The 23262-nt window shown below is 61.8% G+C and carries 19 protein-coding genes and 1 tRNA gene; 14 read left to right on the plus strand and 6 right to left on the minus strand.

Translation table 11 applies throughout. From position 1 onward, the window contains the following. The first annotated feature begins 36 nt into the window (after positions 1-36). The 4 genes from ABIB00_RS01265 (at position 37) to ABIB00_RS01280 (ending at position 5839) form a co-directional block, all read left to right on the plus strand. Positions 37-1053 carry a sugar ABC transporter substrate-binding protein gene (locus tag ABIB00_RS01265; protein ID WP_354103105.1) on the plus strand — a complete coding sequence of 339 codons (1017 nt, stop codon included), beginning with the start codon at positions 37-39 and terminating at the stop codon, positions 1051-1053. Positions 1054-1128: 75 nt separating this feature from the next. Next, positions 1129-3252, plus strand: coding sequence for an ABC transporter permease (locus tag ABIB00_RS01270; RefSeq protein WP_354103106.1), 2124 nt, complete (start codon positions 1129-1131; stop codon positions 3250-3252). After that, entirely contained in the window at positions 3249-4346 is a 1098-nt protein-coding gene (locus ABIB00_RS01275; protein WP_354103107.1) for an NHL repeat-containing protein, read from the plus strand. Before ABIB00_RS01270 ends, ABIB00_RS01275 begins: the two co-directional genes overlap by 4 nt. After that, complete coding sequence (locus tag ABIB00_RS01280; RefSeq protein WP_354103108.1) at positions 4343-5839, plus strand: sugar ABC transporter ATP-binding protein; 1497 nt, start codon at positions 4343-4345, stop codon at positions 5837-5839. Before ABIB00_RS01275 ends, ABIB00_RS01280 begins: the two co-directional genes overlap by 4 nt. A 9-nt stretch (positions 5840-5848) precedes the next feature. Here the strand turns inward: ABIB00_RS01280 and ABIB00_RS01285 are convergent, their stop codons facing one another. The 3 genes from ABIB00_RS01285 to ABIB00_RS01295 all read right to left on the minus strand — a co-directional run bounded on the left by ABIB00_RS01285 (position 5849) and on the right by ABIB00_RS01295 (position 10940). Next, entirely contained in the window at positions 5849-6337 is a 489-nt protein-coding gene (locus ABIB00_RS01285) for a DUF2059 domain-containing protein (RefSeq protein WP_354103109.1), read from the minus strand. A 32-nt stretch (positions 6338-6369) separates the two neighbouring features. After that, on the minus strand, positions 6370-7572 hold the full coding sequence (locus ABIB00_RS01290; RefSeq protein ID WP_354103110.1) for an OpgC domain-containing protein: 1203 nt from the start codon (positions 7570-7572) through the stop codon (positions 6370-6372). 311 nt (positions 7573-7883) lie between these two features. Beyond that, positions 7884-10940, minus strand: a complete 3057-nt coding sequence (locus ABIB00_RS01295; protein WP_354103111.1) for an ATP-binding protein — start codon at positions 10938-10940, stop codon at positions 7884-7886. Between the two features lie 299 nt (positions 10941-11239). Here ABIB00_RS01295 and ABIB00_RS01300 point away from each other — a divergent pair, with 299 nt between their 5' ends. Continuing rightward, a complete protein-coding gene (locus ABIB00_RS01300; RefSeq protein ID WP_354103401.1) occupies positions 11240-11734 on the plus strand; it encodes a hypothetical protein in 495 nt (164 codons plus the stop codon). Positions 11735-11931: 197 nt separating this feature from the next. Here the strand turns inward: ABIB00_RS01300 and ABIB00_RS01305 are convergent, their stop codons facing one another. Then, positions 11932-12684 (minus strand): SDR family NAD(P)-dependent oxidoreductase, encoded by a 753-nt coding sequence (locus ABIB00_RS01305; protein ID WP_354103112.1) that lies wholly within the window; start codon positions 12682-12684, stop codon positions 11932-11934. Positions 12685-12777: 93 nt separating this feature from the next. Between ABIB00_RS01305 and ABIB00_RS01310 the strand changes: the two genes are divergently transcribed. The 4 genes from ABIB00_RS01310 (at position 12778) to ABIB00_RS01325 (ending at position 16043) form a co-directional block, all read left to right on the plus strand. After that, the gene (locus ABIB00_RS01310) at positions 12778-13089 is read left to right on the plus strand and encodes an ArsR/SmtB family transcription factor (protein ID WP_354103113.1); all 312 of its coding nucleotides are present in this window, start codon (positions 12778-12780) and stop codon (positions 13087-13089) included. Between the two features lie 455 nt (positions 13090-13544). Next, entirely contained in the window at positions 13545-14291 is a 747-nt protein-coding gene (locus ABIB00_RS01315; protein WP_354103114.1) for a DUF5131 family protein, read from the plus strand. A 3-nt stretch (positions 14292-14294) separates the two neighbouring features. Continuing rightward, the gene (gene tcmP, locus ABIB00_RS01320) at positions 14295-15446 is read left to right on the plus strand and encodes a three-Cys-motif partner protein TcmP (RefSeq protein WP_354103115.1); all 1152 of its coding nucleotides are present in this window, start codon (positions 14295-14297) and stop codon (positions 15444-15446) included. Positions 15447-15455: 9 nt separating this feature from the next. Then, positions 15456-16043, plus strand: coding sequence for a hypothetical protein (locus ABIB00_RS01325; protein WP_354103116.1), 588 nt, complete (start codon positions 15456-15458; stop codon positions 16041-16043). 338 nt (positions 16044-16381) lie between these two features. On the opposite strand, the gene ABIB00_RS01330 is transcribed toward ABIB00_RS01325, so the two are convergent. Next, positions 16382-16458 (minus strand) — tRNA-Met (locus tag ABIB00_RS01330). Positions 16459-16767: 309 nt separating this feature from the next. On the opposite strand from ABIB00_RS01330, the gene ABIB00_RS01335 reads away from it, so the two are divergent. Together ABIB00_RS01335 and ABIB00_RS01340 are read left to right on the plus strand one after the other, a co-directional pair. Continuing rightward, positions 16768-18237: a coniferyl aldehyde dehydrogenase gene (locus ABIB00_RS01335; RefSeq protein ID WP_354103117.1), complete on the plus strand. Its 1470-nt coding sequence runs from the start codon at positions 16768-16770 to the stop codon at positions 18235-18237. A 125-nt stretch (positions 18238-18362) separates the two neighbouring features. Beyond that, the gene (locus tag ABIB00_RS01340) at positions 18363-19955 is read left to right on the plus strand and encodes a GMC family oxidoreductase (protein WP_354103118.1); all 1593 of its coding nucleotides are present in this window, start codon (positions 18363-18365) and stop codon (positions 19953-19955) included. Between the two features lies 1 nt (position 19956). On the opposite strand, the gene ABIB00_RS01345 is transcribed toward ABIB00_RS01340, so the two are convergent. Then, positions 19957-20718 carry an SDR family oxidoreductase gene (locus ABIB00_RS01345; protein WP_247344103.1) on the minus strand — a complete coding sequence of 254 codons (762 nt, stop codon included), beginning with the start codon at positions 20716-20718 and terminating at the stop codon, positions 19957-19959. Between the two features lie 129 nt (positions 20719-20847). On the opposite strand from ABIB00_RS01345, the gene ABIB00_RS01350 reads away from it, so the two are divergent. The 3 genes from ABIB00_RS01350 (at position 20848) to ABIB00_RS01360 (ending at position 23256) form a co-directional block, all read left to right on the plus strand. After that, positions 20848-21360, plus strand: a complete 513-nt coding sequence (locus tag ABIB00_RS01350) for a CvpA family protein (protein WP_247344106.1) — start codon at positions 20848-20850, stop codon at positions 21358-21360. 127 nt (positions 21361-21487) lie between these two features. Continuing rightward, positions 21488-22270: an SDR family oxidoreductase gene (locus ABIB00_RS01355; protein ID WP_354103119.1), complete on the plus strand. Its 783-nt coding sequence runs from the start codon at positions 21488-21490 to the stop codon at positions 22268-22270. Next, positions 22267-23256, plus strand: a complete 990-nt coding sequence (locus ABIB00_RS01360) for an NADPH:quinone reductase (protein ID WP_247344111.1) — start codon at positions 22267-22269, stop codon at positions 23254-23256. The genes ABIB00_RS01355 and ABIB00_RS01360 overlap by 4 nt, the downstream gene beginning before the upstream one ends. The last annotated feature ends 6 nt before the right edge of the window (positions 23257-23262 follow it).

A 23262-nucleotide genomic window follows, 5' to 3' on the forward strand; every position in this document is an offset into this window, starting at 1 on the left:
CCAACGAGAACGACAACTATAACCAAGGAGGAAGCAATGAAACATTTCGGCAGCCCGACAAAGGCGACCGTGGCCGCACTGGGTCTCGCGGCAATGACCGTACCGGCCCTGGCCCAACAGGGCCTGGACGAGCCGTTCCAGAAGCCGTTCAAGGAGGCGCTGGCCGGCAAGACCGTGGCCTATGTTCCGGTCGCCATGAACTTCGACCTCACCGAAGGCTGGTATGCCGGCCTGAAGAAGGAGCTCGAGCCGTTCGGCGTCAAGTTCGTGATCCGCGATGCCAACTGGAATACCAATGCCGGTGCGCAGGCCGTCACGTCGCTGATCTCGGAGAAGCCGGCCGTGATCGTGGTCCAAAATCCGGACGTGCAAACCTACGCCAAGCTGCTGCAGCGCGCCGAGAACGAAGGCATCTACGTCATCCAGATCAACATGGGCTCGGCCTACCGGAGCTCGGCCTTCGTCGGCGCCAACTGGGTCGAGATCGGCGAACGCCAGACCGAAGCCGTGGTCAAGGCCTGCGAGGGCAAGTCGAACAAGATTGCGATCATCCAGGGGGCGCTGTCGGCGGCAGCGAGCGCCTATACGCTGAAAGGCGTCGAGAACGTCCTCGCCAAGCATCCCGAGGTCAAGGTGGTGTCCAGCCAAGCCGCCGATTGGGACGCGGCCAAGGCCAAGGCGATCACGCAAACGGTGCTGAAGCAGAATCCCGATCTCTGCGGCATCGTCGGCTTCTGGGACGGCATGGATATCGGCACCGCGGCGGCCGTCAAGGAAGCAGGCCTCACCGGAAAGGTGTTCGTCGCCACCTCGGGCGGCGGCGAGCGCAAGGGCGCGTGCGAGCTGGTGAAATCAGGCGCGTTCGACCTCGACATGAGCTACGACGTACCAACCCAGGCCGCGCAGATGGCCGGCACGATCAAATGGCTGCTGTCCTCGGGCGTCAAGCCCGGCTCGATCAAGGGCTCAGAATACACGACGTTGATTCCGATCACCAAGGAGAACGCCGATAGCCAGATGGCCTGCTGGAATCTCAGCGACCTCAAGAAATAATCCCACGACACCAGACCCAAGCGTCCCGGGCCGCTTCGCGCCCGGGACGTCGCTCGAAATTTGCAAGGTCCTGGAATGCCGATGCGCGATACCCTGACGAGCCTACGTTACCGCTACTGGCCTGATCATCTGCTCGGTGAAATTCTGTCCAAGCGATGGACCGAGACAGCCATCCCGGTGATCCTTCTCCTGATCATTGGCCTCGCGCTCAGCCGATCCATCGACAATTTCCTGTCGCCGGCGAGCCTCGCCGACACCGCGCGCCAGGCCGGAGAGATCGGCTTCATCGCGCTCGGGCTGGCGCTGGTGGTCATCGTCGGCGGAATCGATCTTTCCGTCGGTTCAATCTTCGCGCTAACAGATTTCTGCGCCCTCTATCTGCTCGACGTATTGGGCTGGCCGGTGCCGGCGGTGGTCGCCGCGACGCTGCTCTGCGGCGCGCTGCTTGGTGCCGTCAATGGTGTGCTGATCGGATATCTGCGGCTACGGGCCTTCATCACCACGCTGATCACGCTGATCATCTACCGCTCGGCCTACGATCTCCTGATCCAGCGCTATTCCAACGCGATCGCGTCGTCCCTTCCCGACATTCCGTCCTGGGATTTCATCGGCGGCGGCAGTGTCTTCGGCTTTCCGACCGTGGCGCTCGTCTATATCGTGATCGCCATCTTCGGTCATATCTTCATGACGCGGTTGCGTCCGGGCTGGCACATCACCGCGATCGGCGGCTCGCGCCGTTCGGCTTACAATTCCGGCATTCCCGTCCGCCGCACCATTGCGCTCTGCTACGTCGCGAGCGGTGTGCTGACCAGCATCGCCGCGCTGTTCTTCGCGTCCCGGCTCGGCACCGTCGGCGGCGACATCGGCGTCGGACTTGAGGTGATCGTGGTGACCGCAACGGTGCTGGGCGGCATCACGCTCGGCGGCGGCAAGGGCTCGGTGGCTAAATCAGCCGTCGGGGTGCTGATCGTACTCCTGATCACCAACGGCCTGACGACCATGAACGCGCGCGGCGGCGTCAACCGGATGGCGCTCGCCGGTATCCTGCTTGTCGCTGCCATGGTCGATATCCGCTGGCAGAAGAACCGCACACGCATCATCAGCAAAGTCTATGTCGCGCCCACCTATCACGCGCTGCCGCCGCCTCCACCGACCGAAATCGGGCAAGGCGGCCCGTTCGAGCAGAACGACAAGCTGCGTAACGTCGAGCTGATCGGCCTCGGACGGATCGAGGCACCCGAGGACGTCATCCTCGATCGCCACGACAATCTCTATGCGGGTTCGCGCCACGGTGACATCATCCGCTTTCTCGCACCGGACTATCAGAAGATGGAGGTGTTCGCCCATATCGGCGGCCAGCCGCTCGGCATGGCCTTCGATCGCGAGGACAACCTCTACATCTGCATCGGTGGCATGGGGCTCTATCGGGTCAAGCCCGACGGTACGGTGGAAAAGGTGACCGACGAGACCAACCGCAGCATGCGCTCGGTCAACGACGACAGCCGCCTGCGGCTCGCCGACGATCTCGACATCACCGACGACGGCCTCATCTTCTTCTCGGAGGCGACTGTGCGCTACGAGATGGACGAATGGCCGATCGACGGCCTCGAGGCGCGCGGCAACGGACGCATCATTTCTTACGACACCAAGACCGGCACGACACGCACGGAGCTGCGCGGCCTCAAATTCCCGAACGGCATCTGCGTCGCCAGCGACGGCCAGTCGATCCTGTTTGCCGAAACGTTCGGCTGCTCGATCAAGCGCTATTGGTTCGCGGGACCGAAGAAAGATGCCATCGAGGTGGTGATGGACAATTTGCCGGGCTACCCTGACAACATCAACCTGGCCTCGGATGGCAATTACTGGCTGGCGCTGGTCGGCATGCGCAGCCCCTCGCTCGACCTCGCCTGGAAAATGCCTGGCTTCCGGCGACGCATGGCCAAACGCGTGCCCGTGGATGAGTGGCTGTTCCCCAACATCAACACAGGCTGCGTGGTCAAGTTCAACGAGCAGGGCAAGATCGTCGAATCGCTCTGGGATCTGCGCGGCGAAAACCATCCGATGATCACATCGATGCGCGAGCATCGCGGCTATCTCTATCTCGGCGGCATCCTCAACAACCGGATCGGCCGCTACAAGCTCGACAACGCCGATCCGAACTTCGTTCAATACGACAAGAGGTGGGGAAAGCAATCGTGATCGCGGCTGTAAGGGAGTTCGCCAACCGCTTTCTCGGGCGGGGCGACGCCACCATCACCGTGCCGTCCTTTGACGGCGCATTGAAGCCCAACCAGAAGCTGGAATCGGCGGAGATCTTGCTGACCTGCGAAGCGCCGGAGGACATCGCCACCGATGGAAGCAAGCTTTTCATTGCGGATGGTCCGCGCTTGATGCGCCTGGATGGCGTCTCGGCATCAGAGGTCCGCAGCTTCGATCGGCCTATCTCGGCCCTGTGTACTCTTCCCGGCGGCGGCCTCGCAGTCGCGCTCGGAGGGCGCGAGGTGCATCTCTACGCAAACGCTTCGGCCGAGCAGCCGGGCACGACGTTTGCCGATAGCGCCTTCAACGCCATCAACGCGCTCGCGCTCGCGGACGACAATACGCTCATTGCGACTGACGGCTCCGCGACATGCGGCGTGGACGACTGGGCGCGCGACCTGATGGAGCTCAACCGGAGCGGCCGCGTGTTCAGGCTGGATCCCGGCAGCAAAACCGTGACGCCCCTTGCGCAAGGGCTCGGCCATGCCTTCGGTGCTTGCGCGCATGGCCATGGCGTGCTGGTCAGCGAGAGCTGGCGTCACCGCCTCGTCCTGGTGACGCCGGGCGCTGCACCGCAGACAATGCTTGCTCACCTTCCCGTCTATCCATCGCGGCTGGCGAAGGCCTCGGGCGGCGGCTACTGGCTCACGGCCTTCACCGCGCGCACCCAGCTCATCGAGTTCGTGCTGCGCGAGCCGGCCTACCGGCGGCGCATGATGGCCGAAATCGATCCAGAGTACTGGGTCGCGCCGCGCCTGCGCTCCGGCCTCTCGTTCAAGGAGCCGATGCAGGGCGCGCATATCAAGACCATGGGCGTGATCAAGCCGTGGGCGCCGCCGCGCTCCTATGGGCTAGTCATCCGGCTCGACGCCGACGGCCAGCCGCTTTACTCGCTGCACAGCCGGGTCGACGGCGTCAATCACGGCGTCGTTGCGGCCATCGAGATGGGCGACGATCTCGTCCTGATCGCCAAGGGGCCGGGCCGTGTCCTGAGATTGCCCCTCGCCGGCCTTGCCGAGGAGTTTGGTTCATGAGCGACATCATGCTCTCGCTGCGCAAGGCCACAAAACTCTACGCTGGGGTGCCCGCCATCGACGGGGTCGACTTCGACCTCCGCCGCGGCGAGATTCACGCACTGGTCGGCGAGAACGGCGCCGGCAAGTCGACCCTGACCAAGGTGATGGCGGGCGTGGTGACGCTGACCTCAGGCGCCATGACGGTTGACGGCGTCGACGTCGCACCGAGGACGCCGCTGGAGGCGCGCAATCTAGGTATCGCCATGGTGTTCCAGGAGAACAGCCTGGTGCCGACTATGACGGTCGCGCAGAACCTGTTTCTTGGGCAGGAGAAGTTTTACAACCGGCTGCGCGGCATCTACATCGCCGCACAACAGTTCTTGCAATCGCTCAATTTCGACGTCACGCCGACTGCGACCGTGAGCGGCCTTGGAGCTGCCAAGAAGCAAATGGTGGAGATCGCGCGCGCGGTTCTGCACCGCGCCAAGGTCATCATCTTCGACGAGCCGACCGCATCGCTGACGCCGGAAGAGAAGAAATACTTCTTCGACCTCGTCCGTGATCTCAAGAAGCGCGGCGTCTCGATCATCTTCATCTCGCACGCCCTCGAAGAGGCCCTGCTGCTCGCCGACCGCATCACGGTCCTGCGCGACGGCAAGCATGTCGTGACCGACGACGCCGCAAGATTCGATCGTGCCGCAATCGTGCAGGCCATGGTCGGACGCGACCTTTCCAACACGCTCTACGGCGCAAGGAAAAGCAACGTGCGGCCGGCCGGTGCGCGCGTGCTCACGGTGCAGAATTTGAAGATGGCGCCGATGGTGAAGAACAATTCACTGTCGGTGTTCGCGGGACAGATCACCGGCGTGTTCGGCCTGGTCGGCGCGGGGCGCACCGAAACCTTCAAGATCGTCTCCGGCGTGCTCAAGCGCGACTTCTTCCACGGCGGAGAAATCCTGCTGCACGACAAGCCGGTGCGCTACCGGGTACCGGCGCCGGCGGTCAAGGCCGGCATCGCCTATGTCACCGAGGACCGCAAGGTCGAGGGCTTCTTCGAGACGTCCTCGATCGCGCGCAACATTTATCTCGGCCTGCTGTCGAAATTCCCCAAGGGCCGCATGATGCTGTCCCGGCGGGAAACCGAGACGGTCGGCAGGAGCTGGATCGAGAAACTCGGGGTGCGCGCCATCGGCGACCACGGCAAGGTGGTCGAGCTCTCCGGCGGCAATCAGCAGAAGGTCGTGATCGCAAAATCGCTGGTGCAGGAGCCGGACCTGATCATCTTCGACGAGCCGACGCGCGGCGTCGACGTCGGCGCCATCGTCGAGATCCACGAGCTGATCAACCAGCTTGCCGACGAGGGCAAGGCGGTCGTGGTCATCTCGTCCTATTTGCCGGAGATCATGGCTCTGTCCGACCGGATCCTGGTCTCACGGCAGGGCAAGGTTGTGGAGGAATTCTCCGCGCAGGACGCGACGGAGGAGAGGATCATGTACGCGGCTATCCACTGAGAGAGCTGTCTACAGCTTGTGCCCCTTCTGGCGCAGCGCCTCGATCAGGCGCTGCTTCAACTCGTCGGCAGCCTTCTGGCTGACATCCTGGCCGATCTGCGCGCTTGCCTGCGCCAGCGCGTCCGACTTCTCCAGAAACTTCTTCCCGGCCGGCTGGGCATAGAAGGCCTCGATCTGGCGCAGCTCGTCGATGCTGAAGTCTTGGGCATAGAGGGCGGCGACCTGGTCGATCATCGAGGTCAGGGCCGGGGTGTAGATCTCGGAGCCGGGTGCCGTCATCGCGTCATAGTCGCGCTCGATCTCCGGCCTGTCCTGCGCGACCACGGGCCGGAGCTTGAGCAGAAGCTGCGGCAACAGCGCGCGATATTGATCCGCGATCTTCAAGGTGACCACGAGCTTGCGCGCCGCGCTCATCGCCTCCGGCGAGGGTGCTTGGGCCGCTGCGTCACAGATCAGGAGCAGGAGGGCGCCGGCGATCGTCAACAAACGTCTGGACATGAACCTCTCCACGAGATGCAGGCTGGCGATGCTCAACGACCGGCAGTTGCCGCCGGCGCGGTCTGCAATGTGGCGTCGGCCTCCTCGACCTCCGTCACCTTCACGAACAGGTTCGGCACTCGTCTGGCCCGGTCGAGCAGCCAGGCGGCTGCGATCATGATGATGATGCCGACGGCGGAGACCGCGAGCTGCTCCCAGACGCCCTTGGTGTATTGCGTCAGGATCCAGTGCGCCGAGAACGACAGGAATACGCCCAGGCAGAAGATCGGCAGCGAATGCCGGCCACACAGGATGACGGGCCGCAGCCAAAGCCCGTGCAGCGCCCGCCATTTGCGCGAGACGAAATGCGTCACCCACATCGCCAGCGCCAGGAAATGCGTGAAGCGCAGCATGTCGAGATCGGTCTTGTCGATCGGGTAGATCGCCTTGATCATCCATTTCGGGACCAGGGCTTCGAGCGCAGGGACATGCCAGGTCATCACGATCAGCAGCGCGAAGGCGAGCCAGGCCGCGGCCAGCCCCATCGCCGCTTTCGACCACACCCATGTCGCGACCTTGTCGATCTGGCCGATGCCGCACCAGGCCGCGAACACGAACATCAGCTGCCAGCAGAACGGGTTGAAGTACCAGGTCGTACCGGGCGGATAGGAGGCGACGTTCCAGTCGAACCAGCGCGACAGCGCATAAAGCAGCACGGACGCCGCGAGCGTCAGGTTCGGCCGGCGCACCAGGCACCAGACGATGAAGGGCGCGGCGAACACCAGCGTGATGTAGAGCGGCAGCACGTCAAGATTGACCGGCTTGTATTTCAAGAGGATCGCCTGGCCGATCAGCTCGTCCGGATGCGACAGGAAATTGAACACGTTGAACTCGTGCTCGTACATCGGATTGTCGAAGCGGCGCGCGGTCCGGGCGATCTGCGCCGTGAACAGCAGGAACAGCATGATGTGAGCGACATACATCTCGGCCGCGCGCCGCCACAGCCGCTTCAGCGCGGCGAGAAACCAGCCGCCTGCGACGATCGGGCCGTAGATCCAGCCGACCAGATAGCCGGAGATGAAGACGAAGAACTCCGCGGCGTCGCTGAAGCCGTAATTGCGCAAGGTCAGCCAGGCCACGACGTCGTGCGGGATGTGGTCGAGGAAGATCATCCACAATCCGATGCCGCGGAAGAGATCGAGCCGCAAATCGCGCTCGACCGGCGCAAGCAGCGCTGACTGGTCCCGTGTGATCATGGCCCCGCCTCGTTCGGTGGGCGTCGCGCCGTCGCGGCGCCGAAAAATCGGATGCTAAAAAACTTGAATCGAAATGTCGCCTGCCCCTGCGGCTAGGGCGGACGGTAGCCGACCTTGCTGTGCGCGCAAGAGGCTTTCATCAAAGCGGGCCGCACAAGCGTGCCGTCTCTGCGTTGCACCATGGGAGACCCTTCAAAAAAAGGCGAGAACAACCCCATGCACAGTAGCTAAACCCTTGCGTCGCCTGCGGGATTTATTTGACGCGTCGGGCAGATTTCGGCTGCGGCGGCCGATCCAACCGGGAGCAGGGTTCAGATTAGCTCGTCGTCCCGCGCCAGCATCTCGTTCAGCATCGCCTTGGCCTTGTGCTGGAGCGGCAGCGCGCCGCTCTCAGTGGCGATCGCGATGGTCGCGCGCAGGGCCGCAAGGATGGCCGCCCTGGCCTCTGCATTCGACGGCGGCGTCACCACGGCCTCGCCGAACAGAGCCTCGGCTTCCAGGCCGGAAAACCCCTGCTGCCGCGCCGTGTTGCGCGCCTCGCGCAGCATGTTCTGCGCGGCCTGGACGTCGCCGAGGCGGTGGGTGGCGAGCGCAAGATAGATCGAGCTGCGCAGCACCGCCGAGGTATAGCCGACCGCCCTCGCCTCCTCGCGCGCTTCGGTCAGCATGCCGCGCGCCCGGTCGAACAGCCCCTGCTCCAGATAGGCCATGCCGAGGTGACAGCCGAGCACCGGCACGAACAGCCGGATGCCGTGTTTTTGCGCAAGCACAAAACCGTCTTCGAGAATGGCCGCAGCCGCCGCCGGCTCGTTACGGCCGAGCTTCAGCCAGCCGCCGCTATAGGCAGCGGCGACACGGTCGTAGGGCCGGCCCGTCTCCTCCGCGATCGCCGCGGCCTGTTGCTGGAGCTGGTCGGCGGCATCGAGCTCGCCCATGACGGTGTGGGTGAAGCTCTTCATCATGCAGCAGAGAAGGAGTGTGTATTTGGGGGGAGTTCCGAAAGGCGCACTCGCTTCCGGCCCCATGAGATGGGCACGGGCTCGCGCGATAGTCCGCTCCGCCTCGCGATAGCGCCCGGCAAGAAAATAGGCCTGCCCGAGATTGTATTGCGCAAGGTTGCGCCAACCCGGGTTGCCGGACTCTTCGGCAAGACCAACGACCTCCTCGCCAAGAGTAACGGCCTCCGTAGGCGTCCCATAGAAGTTCTGCCCACCCGCCATGACCGTCTTGGCGGCAACCCTTCTGCCGACATCATCGATCTCGCTGGCCCGTTGGTCAGCTTCCTTTCCCAGATCGACCCACTCGGCAACCCGACCGGACCAGATGAACGCCATGCGCGCCTCCATCCGGAGATCAATGGCATTCGTCTCCCTCGAACTCGTTATTGGCGTCTTATCGAGTGAACTCATCGCGGTCCGGAAGTAGTCGACCGCGTCTGCATATGCCGAGCGCAAAAGACACTTCTGTGCGGCGCTCCTTCCGTAGTCGAACGCCTTGGGCCAGTCCTTGGCACGCATTGCGTGGTAACAGAGGGCGTCAGGATCATCTCTCAATATTTCGTCGCTCTCGAATGCCGCAAGAACGCGCGCATGTACGCTCTCGCGGACCTTTTCGACCATCGACTCGTAGGTCACCTGGCGAACCATCTCGTGTCGAAACTCAAGCGAGTCCGCGATGTCGCTATCGATCTTGACCAGCAGCTCGGCCCGATCGAGCGCTGCAAGGCAGTCCCGCAGGGCGTCTTCGGGCAAGTCCGAGACTCTCCGCACGACGGCTTCGCTCGATCGCGGCCCCAATGCGGCAGCGACCTGCAAAACCAGGCGCTCCTGCCTCGACACCCGATCGAGTCGCGCCGCAATCACACCTTGGATACTTGTGGGGATACCCAGCTCTTCTATAGGACGCACCAGGGCCAGATCACCCCACTGGCCGCGAAGTGTGCCGTTATCCTTCAGACCACGGCAGACCTCCTCGATGAACAGCGGAACGTTGGCCGTGTGAGAGATGATCCGGTTCTTCAAGCCTGCATTCGTCACGGACGTGCCGAGCATGTCGGCCAACATGGCCATTCCGGATTCATTATCCAATGGCCGCATCGCGATCACTTCTGCATGACAACGCGCGATCCATTCCGGCATTCCGTTCGGCCTGCTCGTGAGGAAAACGAACAGATTCGGCACCTGCAGCGACGCTATGGCGGCAATAACCGTGTCGCTGGCTCGATCAACCCAGTGCAGATCCTCGATGAGAAGAACGGTGCCGTTATGGCGGGCTACGCCTTCCAGGATTGCGCAGCTTGCCTCCGAAATCGCCCGTCCCCGCGCGTAGGGCTCCAATTCGCTCCAACGCGGATCGGAAATGGACAAATCCAGCACCGCGTCGATTGCAAACTGATGGACCGGCGACAATTCCCTTCGAGGGTCTGCCAGGCGATCTGAGTCCTTGGAGACTGCCTCCAGGAGGGAAAGCACCAGTCGCTTCAGGGTGCTAAATGGCGCGCCCTGAAGATTTGGGCTGCACTCGACGTCGAGCAACCGCCAGCCGTCAGCCCTGAGGCCCTGCGCAAACTCGTGCGCAAGCCGCGACTTTCCTATGCCCGCATCACCCATCAGCAGAACAGTCTGCCCGCTTGTGACAACCTTCTCCGCAGCGCGCCACAGCAGCGCCCGCTCCGTCGTCCGATCGACAAACCGGGAGATGCTACGAGCGCGTCGCACCCGCCAGCTCGAAAGATCGCTCGCTCCAATGATCCGATAGACCGGCAGAGCTTCGTTGAAACCGCGCAGAGTCTTGCGGCCAAGAAAATCAAAGCGGACATGCCCGTCCGCAAGCTTCTGGCAGGCTTCGGACACGTAGATCTGGTTCGCCTCGGCTGCCGTCTCCAGCCGCGCGGCCAGATGCTGGGCGGCGCCGCCGATCTCGTAGACCTTGGAAAATTCGCTGGCGACCATGTAGGCAACGACATGGCCGGAGTGGAGACCGACCCGGACCTGGAGCCCGGGATCCCCCAAACTGCCGACGCGCCGGACAAGCTCGATCGCCGCATGGCAGGCAAGGGGCGCATGGTTGTCGTCGGCGATCGGAGCGCCAAAGACTGCAGCCAGCCCGTCTCCCAGTTCCTTGCTGACGATGCCGCCAAACTGGCGTACTGCGGCCCTCATGGCCGCCAGTGCCGGCTCGAGGCGCGAGACAGCCTCCTCCGGCTCCAATTCGGCAACAAGACCTGTGGAGTCTATGACATCGGCACGAAGAATCGTCACAAATCGACGTTCGCTGTCGGGGTCGACCCGCTGACGCACCGCGGCCCCGCATCTGGAGCACCAGCTATCGTCCGGACCGATCGCAGACTGACACGTGAAGCAATTCATTCCTGCGCCTCAAAGGTCGCGGCCATTCTGTCGACCAGAATCCGCGAGCAACTCTCGATAAGAATACCTGTCGAAAACCGCTTGGCAATCGCGCTCGCTCCTCACCGTGAGCGGGGCACGGTGCGGTTGGCGATCTGGACGAAACACAGTCCTGAATGGTAGCGTAAGCAAATCCCAACAAAGACGGGGCACATATTTCGACGGCGCGAGGATTGGCCAAGCTGACCGGCGTGCTGGAGTTGTACGTATTTTCGCAAAGCCAAGAACATAAAGCCAAGAACATATTGAGGGAAAAGGCGATGGGCTCAAGAACTTATACCGGGGCTTCATTCAAAGATTTGATGAACGACAATTATTTCCCGCTGGAAAACATGCAGCGGAGCGTGGACATCCTCAAGGCGTCCCCGGACATCCACCTGCCGACGCTCGAATACGGCCAATACCACCTGATTTTGACGCCGCCAGACAGATGGCCAGATGGGAGCGCGGCGTACTGGCACAAGGAAAAGGGCCGGGCTCGCGTCGACCTCAGCACCCAGCCCAACACGATCCGCTTGTCCGACGACGAGCCGGGCGTCATCCCCTTGACGCGATGCGATCTGCTCGATGCCTGCGTCCGGAAATGCTTCAACTCCGAGCCGCCGATCCCGATGAAGACGAAGATCGTCACACACAAGGCGAGCGACGCCTACGCGCACCGGCATGAGATCCGGCTGGAGTGGGAGTATCGCGATGGCGAGGACAAGGCGCCGACGCTGCTTTATCTGACGATGGTTTGTCCGCACAGACCCTGATCATCGGACACATTCGACGCGACAGAATGGCTGTCATCACCTCAAGTTTCAGCCGGAGGGGCTGGTGTTCGGGGAGGCGCCGTCGGGCCTGGTCGGGGCCGACGGGAAGGCAATTACGCAGTTCTGAGCTGCCTTGAGCTCCAAACAAAAAAATGGCCCGCGCGAGACGGGCCATTTCCTCATGTAAGCCGACAAATTCAGCGAAGGCCGCCGGTGACGTGAAGTGTCTCGCCCGTGATGTAAGAGGCTTCGTCCGAAGCGAAGAAGGCCACCGCGGCGGCGATCTCCTCGACCTTGCCGATGCGGCCGAGCGGGGTCGTGGATTCGATCCAGTTGCGCATGTCACCTTCGTGCAGGCCGGCCGAGACGACGCCTTCGGTGGCGATCATGCCCGGATTGACGGCATTGACGCGGATCTTGCGCGGCGCCAGCTCCTTCGACAGCACGGAGGAGATCGCATCCACCGATGCTTTCGTCGCGGTATAGACGGCGGTGTTCGCCGGCGCGATGGTCGATACGCCGGAGCTGATGTTGATGATGCTTCCACCATTGGGGTTGAAGTGCTTCGACGCTTCACCAGAGACCAGCAGCAGGCCAAGCACATTGAGGTCGAAATGCTTGTGGAAATGCTCAGGCGTGATGGCCTCGAGCGGTGCGAACTCGTAAACGCCCGCGTTGTTGACGAGGATATCGATCGCACCGAACGCCTTCACGGTTTCCGCGACCACGCTTTTGACATCCTTGGCATCGGCCAGATTGCCGTGGACGGCGACCGCTTTGCCGCCCTTGGCGACAATGGCGGCGACGACGCGGTCGGCGGCCTGCTTGCTGGAGCTGTAATTGACGGCGACCGCCGCACCCTCGGCCGCGAGCCGGGCGGAGATTTCGGCACCGATGCCTTTGGATGCGCCGGTCACGAGCGCAACTTTTCCTTCGAGTCTCTTGGTCATCGCATATCTCCATGATCCGGCGGACGCCGATATTCAATAGTTCGATACTAATGAACTATTGAAGAAATTCAAGGGAGGTGCTATATTTTGGGCATGGTGCAGTTCGTTCACCCGCCGCGGAGCGAGATTTCACTGTCCGGGGTGCTTGGCGCGCTCGCGGATCCTATGCGGCTGCGCATCGTCAAAAGCCTGGCCGCGCAGAGCGATTGCATGTCGTGCACCGAGGCGGCGCCTTGCCCCGACATGGCGAAGTCGACCCTGTCGAACCATTTCCGCATCCTGCGCGAGGCCGGCCTGATCCGGACGTCCAAGCAAGGCGTCCAGCACCGCAATGTCCTGCGCGAGGAGGACATCAATGCGCGATTTCCGAAACTGTTGAAAATGATCCTCAGCTATCCGGACTGAGGGCGTTCGCCCACGAGCGGGTTTACAGAATGCGCAGCGAGACCGACATCGCCGACCTGATCGTCTGGCTTCGCTGTTCGACAACTTGTGCCGCACGATCCTTAGCGCTCAGATACTGACCTGCCGGGGCAAAGGTGCAATGCGCCAATGGCGTTCTGTACCTGATCGTCGAGTATCTAGTGGGCGAATCCGATCTGCCCAACTGCGTACGCAGTCAGAACCAGACCTTCACTCTCCCGGCCGGCCGCGGCGACGAAGCCGGCCATCCCGGCGGCCCCATCCCGCGAGGAGAAGTCCCGATTAAAAAATATTCGCGATATCTACATCTCAGACCTGCACTTCGACACGCTGGACGCGAAGGCTAGGAATGTTCGTCAAAGATTCGTACGACGAAAAACCAATGCTCGATCTACCTTTAACTGTGTTAAGATCACTCCTCGATTCAAGGTTTAGCCATGGCAAATACGACGACAATCGAATGGACGGATGCCACCTGGAATCCCGTCACCGGGTGCACTAAGATAAGCGCCGGCTGCGATAATTGCTATGCAGAGCGTTTCTCCGAACGTTTTCGCGGCACGCCCGGACACCCCTTCGAGACCGGCTTTGACCTAACCCTGCGACCCGAACGTCTCGAACAGCCGCTGCGCTGGCGCGAGCCTCGAATGATTTTCGTCAATTCGATGAGTGATCTCTTCCATAAGGAGGTCCCCTCATCGTTTGTTTCTCGCGTATGCGACACAATGGAGAAAGCCGACTGGCATACCTACCAGGTATTGACCAAACGTTCGTCATTGATGCGCAATTTCCTCAAGCGCCGCTATGGCAATGACCGGAGCCCTAGCCACATCTGGTTTGGCGTCTCCATCGAGGATGGAACGAGGATGAGCCGTTTGCGCCATCTCCAAGAGGCCCCCGCGAGCATCAGGTTTTTGTCCATCGAACCGTTAATCGGTCGCATCGGAAAGGTTGATCTCACCGGTATCGACTGGGTGATCGCCGGCGGTGAAAGCGGCCCCCGAGCCAGACCCATGAATCCGGATTGGGTTCGTGAGGTGCGCGATCAGTGTCTCGAAAATGATGTCGCATTCTTTTTCAAACAGTGGGGCGGATTACGTCCGAAGTCAGGCGGCCGCGAGTTGGACGGCGAAGAGTGGAGCCAGTTTCCGACCAAACAGACGTTTGCTGACGCGGCAGAGTGACCAATGGTTTCAATCGACGACTACAAAGGTCGTGAACAATCATACGTAAAGCACGTGCTTCTCGAGCAGTATCTTGAAGCACTTGTTCATAAGACGGCATCGGCGTACCCCCAGATCGTTTATATCGATGGTTTTGCCGGACCTTGGCAAAGCGCCAACGAAAATCACGAAGATACGTCATTCGGCATAGCGCTACGCGCATTACGACGCGCAAAAGCTTCCTGGAGAGCGATCGGTCGGGATGTTAAAATGACGGCGATCCTGGTGGAGAGATCGCCGACCGCTTTCAAAGAACTTGAACAGCTGCCGCCTAAATTTCCCGACATTGAAATTATCCCGCTTAAGGGAGACTTCATCAGTCTTATTCAAACGATACTATCGAAGATTCCCGGAGGGGCCTTTTCGTTTTTTCTTCTTGATCCGAAGGGATGGCGTATACGCCTGAAGGCAATTCAGCCGCTACTTTCTCGGCCGAATTCAGAAGTTCTGTTCAACTTCATGTTCGAATTTATCAATCGGGCAGCGAGTATCGACGATCCGTTGGTGATCGCAGGCTTGGACGAGCTATTCATATCCAGCTCTTGGCGCAGTGCATTCGCAAAGGCCAACACATCAGACGAGCGAAAAGCAATTCTTGTTGGCGCGTTCGAAAATGCAATGATCGCGATCGGGCAATATAAGTATGTCTGCGAAACAACGATCTTGCGGCCCGATAAGGATCGCCCGCTCTACTCACTGCTGTATGGAACGCGTCACGATATAGGCCTTGAAGTTTTTCGCGATTGCCAAGTCAAGGCTTTGGAAGCGCAGGCGAAGACACGCGCTGAGACCAAAGTGGGCAAAGCCGAAGAGAAAACCGGTCAAGGAGAAATGTTCGCCTCGTTACGCGAAATGGCAGGGAATGAGGCCGATGAATTTTTGAAATCTCAAGAAAAGTCCGCACGCGATGCGCTCATCGCATTAGCGCCCGATAGATCGGCTCCCGTGCTTTATAAAGATCTGTGGCCGAAAATCTTATCCAAACATGTTGTTCGATTGACGAGATTAAACCGAATTGCGGCTCAACTGCGGAAGGATGACATATTGGAATTTCCAGATTGGGAGCCTCGCAGACAAGTGCCGCAGCCGAACTACCGCATTTTCGCTAAGAAGTAAGAGAAAACAATGGCCGCGTCTAAGCTGAAGCACCTTGAATGGGCGATCAAAAGTCGCGCGAAGAATCAAGCGAGCGCCCTGCGGCTGCTTGCACTGTTTGAGAAATACAAAGACACTTGGAAAACAAAACGCTTTGCACGTGCTGCTCAAGATCTGATCGCTGTCACTTTTTCGCTTTGGCGCGCCGCATTCCTCGCAGACAAAACCGGCAGACGCGCTGACGTCTTCGACCATGGGAGGCTATTCCTCGAACGGGTTATTGAAGACAACGCGATATCGTACCCTATTGACAAAACGTCGCGCGAATGGACGTTCAATTATTACACTCGGAATGCCCGCTCCTCGCTCCAGGAAATTGCTAAGTTTTGGACGGAAGCACCAGAATACGAAGGTAGAAAGCGAGACTCGCAAGAGCGCTGGGACTACTGTCAGATGTTGCTCGACAAGCACATCGACGTATTCGATGAGTTGCTGACGAAGAAGGCAACGAACTCTGCTAAAGCTGCCGCTGCCAAACAAACCCGCATAGACCGGAAAAAGCGGCGCAAACAGGTCCGAGAAATTACAATTGCTTCGCGAAATGGCGCAGGTCAGTAGAACAAGTGGTGGCGCAGCTTCCTGAAGGCGATATGTAGTCAATCGATATTGTCGGGCTCGTACCCGTCCCATTCGCCCGGCTTATCTGAGGCGTAATAGTCGGTGGCTTCGAATGACCGGCTATTACTGTGACACTGCTGGACTGCGCTTAATTGGTCACGAGCAATCATCGCAATTGCTGCTGCGCTTCGCGGGCGCAGCGTTTAGCCGCCTGAAAAGGCGCACGGTTCGAAGGACCTGATCCTGGCCTGAGGTGGTCGGCGCGACCATGCCCCAAAAACAAAAATGGCCCGCTCAACGCGGGCCATTTTCTCATCCGAACCGGTAAAGTCCGATCTTGGTTGCGGGGATAGGATTTGAACCTATGACCTTCAGGTTATGAGCCTGACGAGCTACCGGGCTGCTCCACCCCGCGTTAAACCGTTGCTTGCCTTCGTGAAATGCCGAGGGACGGTGGATGGAGGGCCGACGCTGCTCGCGTGGCTTGCTTCGTCCGTCCCAAAGGCTTCCTTGGAAGGCGACCCCGGGCAAAGCCCGTTGGGTGCGGGCGGTATGTACCAACCCGGGGTGCCTTTGGAAAGGGCTGCGGGACGATTTTTTCGACTTTATGACAGCGAGCTGGGCCAATCTCCGGCCATTTGGCGCGCTCTTGCCAGAAGTTCCACAAAGGGCCAGCTTGCGGCAACAAAACCAGGCAAAAACGCCACTTAAGAGGGAGAACGCCATGGACCACGGCTTGGACCGATCCTTGGACAAATCCTTGGACAAATCCCTGCCGAGCGCCCCGCTTCGAGCGCTGGAGGACGCCTTTCATGCCATGGTCGCGCGGTCGCGGGCCGAGCCGGCGCCTGACCTTGCCGAGCGGCTCGACCGGCTGGCGCGGCTGCGTGCCGTGGTCGCGGACAACGAGGAGCGCTTCCGGCAGGCGATCTCGGCCGATTTCGGCCACCGCTCCGCGGTCGAGACCACCATCGCCGAAACGATGATGGTGTTCTCCGAGATCCGGCATGCCACCAAGCATCTGAAGAGCTGGATGGCGCCGCAGCGCATCGCCACCGCGCTGCAATTTTTGCCCGCGCGCAACCGGCTGATGCCGCAGCCGCTCGGCGTCGTCGGCATCATCGCGCCCTGGAATTATCCGCTCCAGCTGACGCTCGCGCCTGCGATCGGCGCGCTCGCCGCCGGCAACCGTGTCATCATCAAGCCGAGCGAGCTGGTGCCGCACTTCGCAGGCCTGCTGAGGGAGACGATCGCGCAAAAATTCGATGCCGCGGAAGTGCTCGTCACCGGCATCGAGGACGAGGTCGCAAAGGCCTTCGCACACCTGCCGTTCGATCATCTCGTGTTCACCGGCTCGAGCCGGGTCGGGCGGCTGGTCGCGGAGGCCGCGGGACGCAATCTGACGCCCGTCACGCTCGAGCTCGGCGGCAAATCGCCGGCGATCATCGACGCCTCCGCCGATCTCGAAGAAGCGGCCGAGCGCATTGCCTACGGCAAGCTGCTCAATGCCGGGCAGACCTGCATCGCGCCCGACTATGTGCTGGTGCCCGAGCGCTCGTTGCAGGCCTTCGCCGAAAAAGTGCGCGCGCAGATGCGGCGCATGTTCGGCACCGATCCCGCCAACAAGGACTACACCTCCGTGATCTCCGACCGGCATTATGCGCGGCTGGAAAATCTCGTCGCCGATGCGGCAAGCCGCGGCGCAAAGATTTTGCAGCCGGCGAAGGCTAACGATCCCAACTGGAAGGCGCACCGCAAATTCCCGCCGACGCTGATCGTAGGCGCGACCGAGGCGATGGCGGTGATGCAGGAGGAGATTTTCGGCCCTGTTCTGCCGGTGCTTGGTTATCGCGAACCAGCCGACGCCATCGCCTTCGTCAACCGGCGTGACCGGCCGCTGGCGCTGTACTGGTTCGGCAAGGACCGCATTGCGCGCGACGAGGTGCTGGCGCGCACCGTCTCCGGCGGCGTCACCATCAACGACTGCCTGTTTCACTTCGCGCAAATCAACCAACCGATGGGCGGCGTCGGCGCATCCGGCACCGGTGCCTATCACGGCGAATGGGGCTTTCGCACGTTCAGCAAGCTGAAGCCGGTGTTCTATCGCTCGAAATTCAACCGCCTCGCCGACCTCTATCCGCCCTACGGCGGCAAGATCGCGCGGCTGGAGAAGATGATGCGGTTCATGTCGTAAGGTCTCAGCACCCGTCATTGCGAGCGCAGCGAAGCAATCCAGAATCCCTCCGCGGTGTCGGTCTGGATTGCTTCGCTTCGCTCGCAATGACGAAAGAACAAAGAACTTGCGTGGGGGAAATATCAGTGACTGACACATTCGATTTCGTCGTCGTGGGCGCGGGCTCGGGCGGTTGCGCGGTGGCGGGGCGGCTCTCGGAGGATGCGGCGACATCCGTGGCGCTGCTCGACGCCGGCGGTCCGAACGACAATTGGCGGATCACCACGCCGTTCGGGCTCGCTTTGCCATACAAGGCAGCGAACTGGGCCTTCGATACCGTGCCGCAGAAGGGATTGAACGGCCGTATCGGCTATCAACCGCGCGGCAAGGGGCTCGGCGGTTCCTCGGCGATGAATGCCATGGTCTACATCCGCGGCAACAAATGGGACTACGACCACTGGGCCTCGCTCGGCAATGCCGGCTGGTCGTACGCGGACGTGCTGCCCTATTTCAAGCGCTCGGAGAACAACACCGATTTCGACGGCGCGTATCATGGCAAGGGCGGCCCGCTGCATGTCAACAGGCTGCGCTCGGACAATCCGATCCATGACGTCTTCCATCAGGCCGCCCGCGAGGCGCAGTTCCGCATTCGCGAGGACTTCAATGAAGACGACCACGAAGGGCTCGGCAGCTACCAGGTGACGCAGCATAATGGCGAGCGCTGGAGCGCAGCACGCGCCTATGTGCATCCCTACATGGACAAGCGCGCGAATCTGCGTGTCGAGACGCAGGCGCATGCCACGCGCATCCTGTTCGAGGGCGGGCGCGCGGTCGGCATCGAATATATGCAGGGCAAGCAGACAAAGCAGCTGCGCGCCCGCCGCGAGGTGATCCTCGCCGCCGGCGCCTTCCAGTCACCACAATTGCTGATGCTGTCGGGCATAGGCGATGGCGAGGCGCTTCGAGCGCACGGTATCGGCGTCGTGCATCACCTGCCGGGCGTAGGACGCAATCTGCAGGATCATCCGGACTTCGTGTTCGTTTACGCCTCCGACTATCCGCACTTCGTCCACTCATCGATCAGTCGGCTGCCATCCCTGCTCCGCGCCATCCAGCGATACCGCCGGGAGCGGCGCGGCCTGATGACCACCAATTTCGCCGAGTGTGGCGGCTTCCTGAAGACCCGAGCCGACCTCGATGTGCCCGACATCCAGCTGCATTTCATCATCGCGATGCTCGACGACCACGGCCGCAAGAAGCACAAGGAGGCGGGCTTCTCATGCCATGTCTGCCTGTTGCGACCGAAGAGCCGTGGCAGCGTCTGGCTGAAAAGCGCCGATCCGCTGGCAGCGCCGATGATCGATCCGAATTTTTTGGGCGAGGCGGAGGATCTCGAGACGATGGTCGCGGGATTCAAGACCACGCGACGGCTGATGGAGACGCCCGCGATGCGCGCGTTGCAGAAGAAGGACATGTTCACGTCTGACGTGAGAACGGACGACGACATCCGCACCATCCTGCGCGAGCGCGTCGACACCGTCTATCACCCCGTCGGCACCTGCAGGATGGGGACGGATGCGATGGCCGTGGTCGATCAGGCATTGAAGGTGCATGGCGTCGAGGGTCTGCGCGTCGTCGACGCCTCGATCATGCCGACGCTGATCGGCGGCAACACCAATGCGCCGACAATCATGATCGGGGAGAAGGCGGCGGAGATGATCAGGGCGGAGATGTGGTAGCTCAATTGAGCAGGAAACCACCGTCGACGGTGATAACGCTGCCCGTCATGTACCGCGACGCCTTCGAGGCCAGCAGCAAAATCGCGCCGTCGAGATCGGACTCGGCACCGATGCGGCGCTGCGGGATGCGCTTGGTCAGGCGCTCGCCCGGCGGCGTCGACCAGAATGCGTGGTTCATCTCGGTGTCGATGTAGCCGGGCGCCAGCGCGTTGATGCGGATGTTTTGTCCCGCGAGCTCCAGCGCCATCGCCTTGGTCGCCTGGATGATGCCAGCCTTGGAAATCGCGTAAGGCGACACCGCCTTCAAAACGCCGGTGCCGAGCACGGAGGCAATGTTGACGATGTTGCCTTCCTGCTTGCGCGCGATCATCCGCCGCGCGATTTCGGTCGCGAGGAAATAGGCGCCCTTGAGATTGGCGCCGATCACCGCGTCCCAATCGGCCTCGGTCTGCTCGGTCGCGAGCTTTTCGATCGCGATGCCGGCATTGTTGATCAGCACCGTGACCGGACCCAGCGCGGCTTCCGTGGCGTCGACGGCCCTGGCGATCGATGCGGTGTCGGTGACGTCGAGCGCGACTGCGGCGGCACGGCCGCCCTTGCCGCGGATCTCTTCTTCCAGGCTCTTCAGCTTGTCGGTCTGCCGCGCCGCGAGCGCGACGGCCGCGCCATGCGCTGCCAGCACCCGGGCAAATTGCCGCCCCAGGCCCTGGCTCGCGCCTGTCACGAGGATGGTTTCTCGACTGACGTCGAATAGGTCTGACATGACGCGTTCCTTGACGTTTCCTTGGGGCGCGATCCCTGAGCTTTGCAGCCATCAATACAGACGATTTTAACGATCTGAAACCGGAATGATCGGTTCTGCGTTCATTCGTTCCATGGCAGGCTCCCGCGCATGAACAGTTTCGATCTCGCCGTCTATGCAGCGCTCGCAATCGCGATCGGCTTCGGTTTCAGGACCGGCCTGCTCGGCAGCGCCATGACGATCCTCGCCTATCTCCTCGCCGCCCCCATCGCCGTCGCGCTGATGCCGCTGATCGTCCCGCAGGTCGCGGGCAATCCGAATTCGCCGCTGCTTCAGAACTGGATCTGGTTCTTCGGCATCTTCGTGGTGGTCGGCATGCTGTTTGGATATCTCGGCCGGCTGGCGCTGAGCGACACGATACGCGAGGCCGGCATCGGCGACCGGCTCGGGGGCGCCGCGCTCGGCGCCATCAGGGTCGGCCTCGTCGCCACCACCTTGGTGCTGGTATTCGACCAGATCGTGCCGGCCAACCGCCAGCCGCCCTTCCTCGCCGGCTCGCATCTACGGCCGCTGTTCTCGGCCGCGGGGCAGATGGGCTTCAAGTCGCTGCCGCCGGAGGCGACCTCCGCGATCGACCGTCTCAAGCAGGAGCGGCGCATCTGATCAGGCGCATTTGCATCGCCGCGCAGGACTGCATGCATTTTGATGCGAGCCCGTCCCTTATCAGCGGCGCCAAGGTTGGCTAGAATAGCGGCTCTAAAAACCTGCATGACATTACGGGAGTGAAACAGTGGATCTTGGGATCAAAGGTCGCCGCGCCATCGTCTGCGCATCCAGCAAAGGCCTCGGACGCGCCTGCGCCATCTCGCTGGCGGAAGCCGGCGTTCACGTCACACTGACCGCGCGCGGCGCCGAAGCTTTGAAAAAGACGGCCGACGACATCCGCAAGGCCTATCCTGATGTGACTGTCACCGAGATCGTCGGCGACATCACGACGCCGGCCGGCCGCGAGGCTGTGCTCAAGGCCTGCCCCGAGCCCGACATCCTGATCAACAATGCCGGCGGACCGCCGCCCGGCGATTTCCGCAACTGGACCCGCGACGACTGGATCAAGGCGATCGACGCCAACATGCTGACCCCGATCGAGCTGATCAAGTCGACGGTCGACGGCATGATGGCGCGCAGGTTCGGCCGCATCGTCAACATCACCTCGGCCGCGGTGAAGGCGCCGATCGACATTCTCGGTCTCTCCAACGGCGCGCGCGCCGGCCTCACCGGCTTCATCGCCGGCCTGTCGCGCAAGACCGTGATCAATAACGTCACCATCAACGGCCTGTTGCCGGGCCCGTTCGAGACCGACCGCCTGCGCAGCACCGCGAAGGGGGAATCCGAGAAGCGCGGCATCACGCCGGATCAGGTTCTGGCGGAGCGCGCCAAGCTCAATCCCGCGGGCCGCTTCGGCGATCCCGACGAGTTCGGCTACGCCTGCGCATTCCTGTGCGGCAGCAGGGCCGGCTTCATCACCGGTCAGAACCTTTTGCTCGACGGCGGTGCCTTCCCCGGAACGCTGTGAGGGCAGTCTGGTACGAAGAGACAGGACCGGCGGCGGACGTCCTCACCTATGGTGAGATGACGACGCCGGTCGCAGGCCCAGGCGAAGTTCGTATTCGCCTGGAAGCCTCCGGCGTCAACCCGGCCGATGTCGGCCGGCGCGGCGGCAGCTATCGCGCGAAGGAATTTTCGCGTGTCATTCCGAACAGCGATGGCGCGGGGTTTATCGACCAGATCGGCGATGGCGCGACGCGGTTCAAGATCGGCGACAGGGTCTGGTTGTTCAACGGCCAGCGCAACGGCCGCGCCTTTGGCACGGCGGCCGAACATATCGCGCTTGCCGAGCATCTGGTGACGCCGCTGCCGGACAATCTCTCTTTTGCGGAAGGCGCGACGCTGGGCATTCCCGCAATGACAGCGTGGTGCTCCCTGTTTGCGGACGGACCGATCGTCGGCAAGTCCGTGCTGGTCACCGGCGGCGCGGGTGCAGTAGGGCATTACGCAGTGCAACTCGCGAAATGGGGCGGCGCGCAGGTGATCGCGACCGTCAGCTCGGCGATGAAGGGCGAGCAGGCGCGACAAGCCGGTGCCGATCTCGTGGTCAATTACAGGGACGAAGATGTCGTTGCCAAGGCGATGGCCTTCACCGGCGAACGCGGGGTCGACCACGTGGTCGATGTCGATTTCGGCGGCAACATCGCGACGACCCTGAAGTTGATGGCAATCAATTCGACAATCGCGGTCTACGCCACGAACGGCAACCGCACGCCGACTGTGCCGATGCGAGAGCTGATGGAGAAGTGCGTCACGCTCCGCTCGCTCGTCTTGTTCGCGCTGCCGCCGGCGCTGCTTGCGGCGGCGCAGGCCGACGTCTCGAAATGGCTGGCGGCGGGGCCGCGAATCCACAAGGTCGCGGCGCAGTTTGCGTTGTCGGAGACGGCGCAGGCCCATGTCGCCGTCGAGAAAGGCGACAAGCTCGGCACCGTGGTCGTCGACTGCGCGCGCTAGTATCGG

It is taken from the genome of Bradyrhizobium sp. LB14.3, assembly GCF_040547985.1.
Lineage (GTDB): Bacteria > Pseudomonadota > Alphaproteobacteria > Rhizobiales > Xanthobacteraceae > Bradyrhizobium.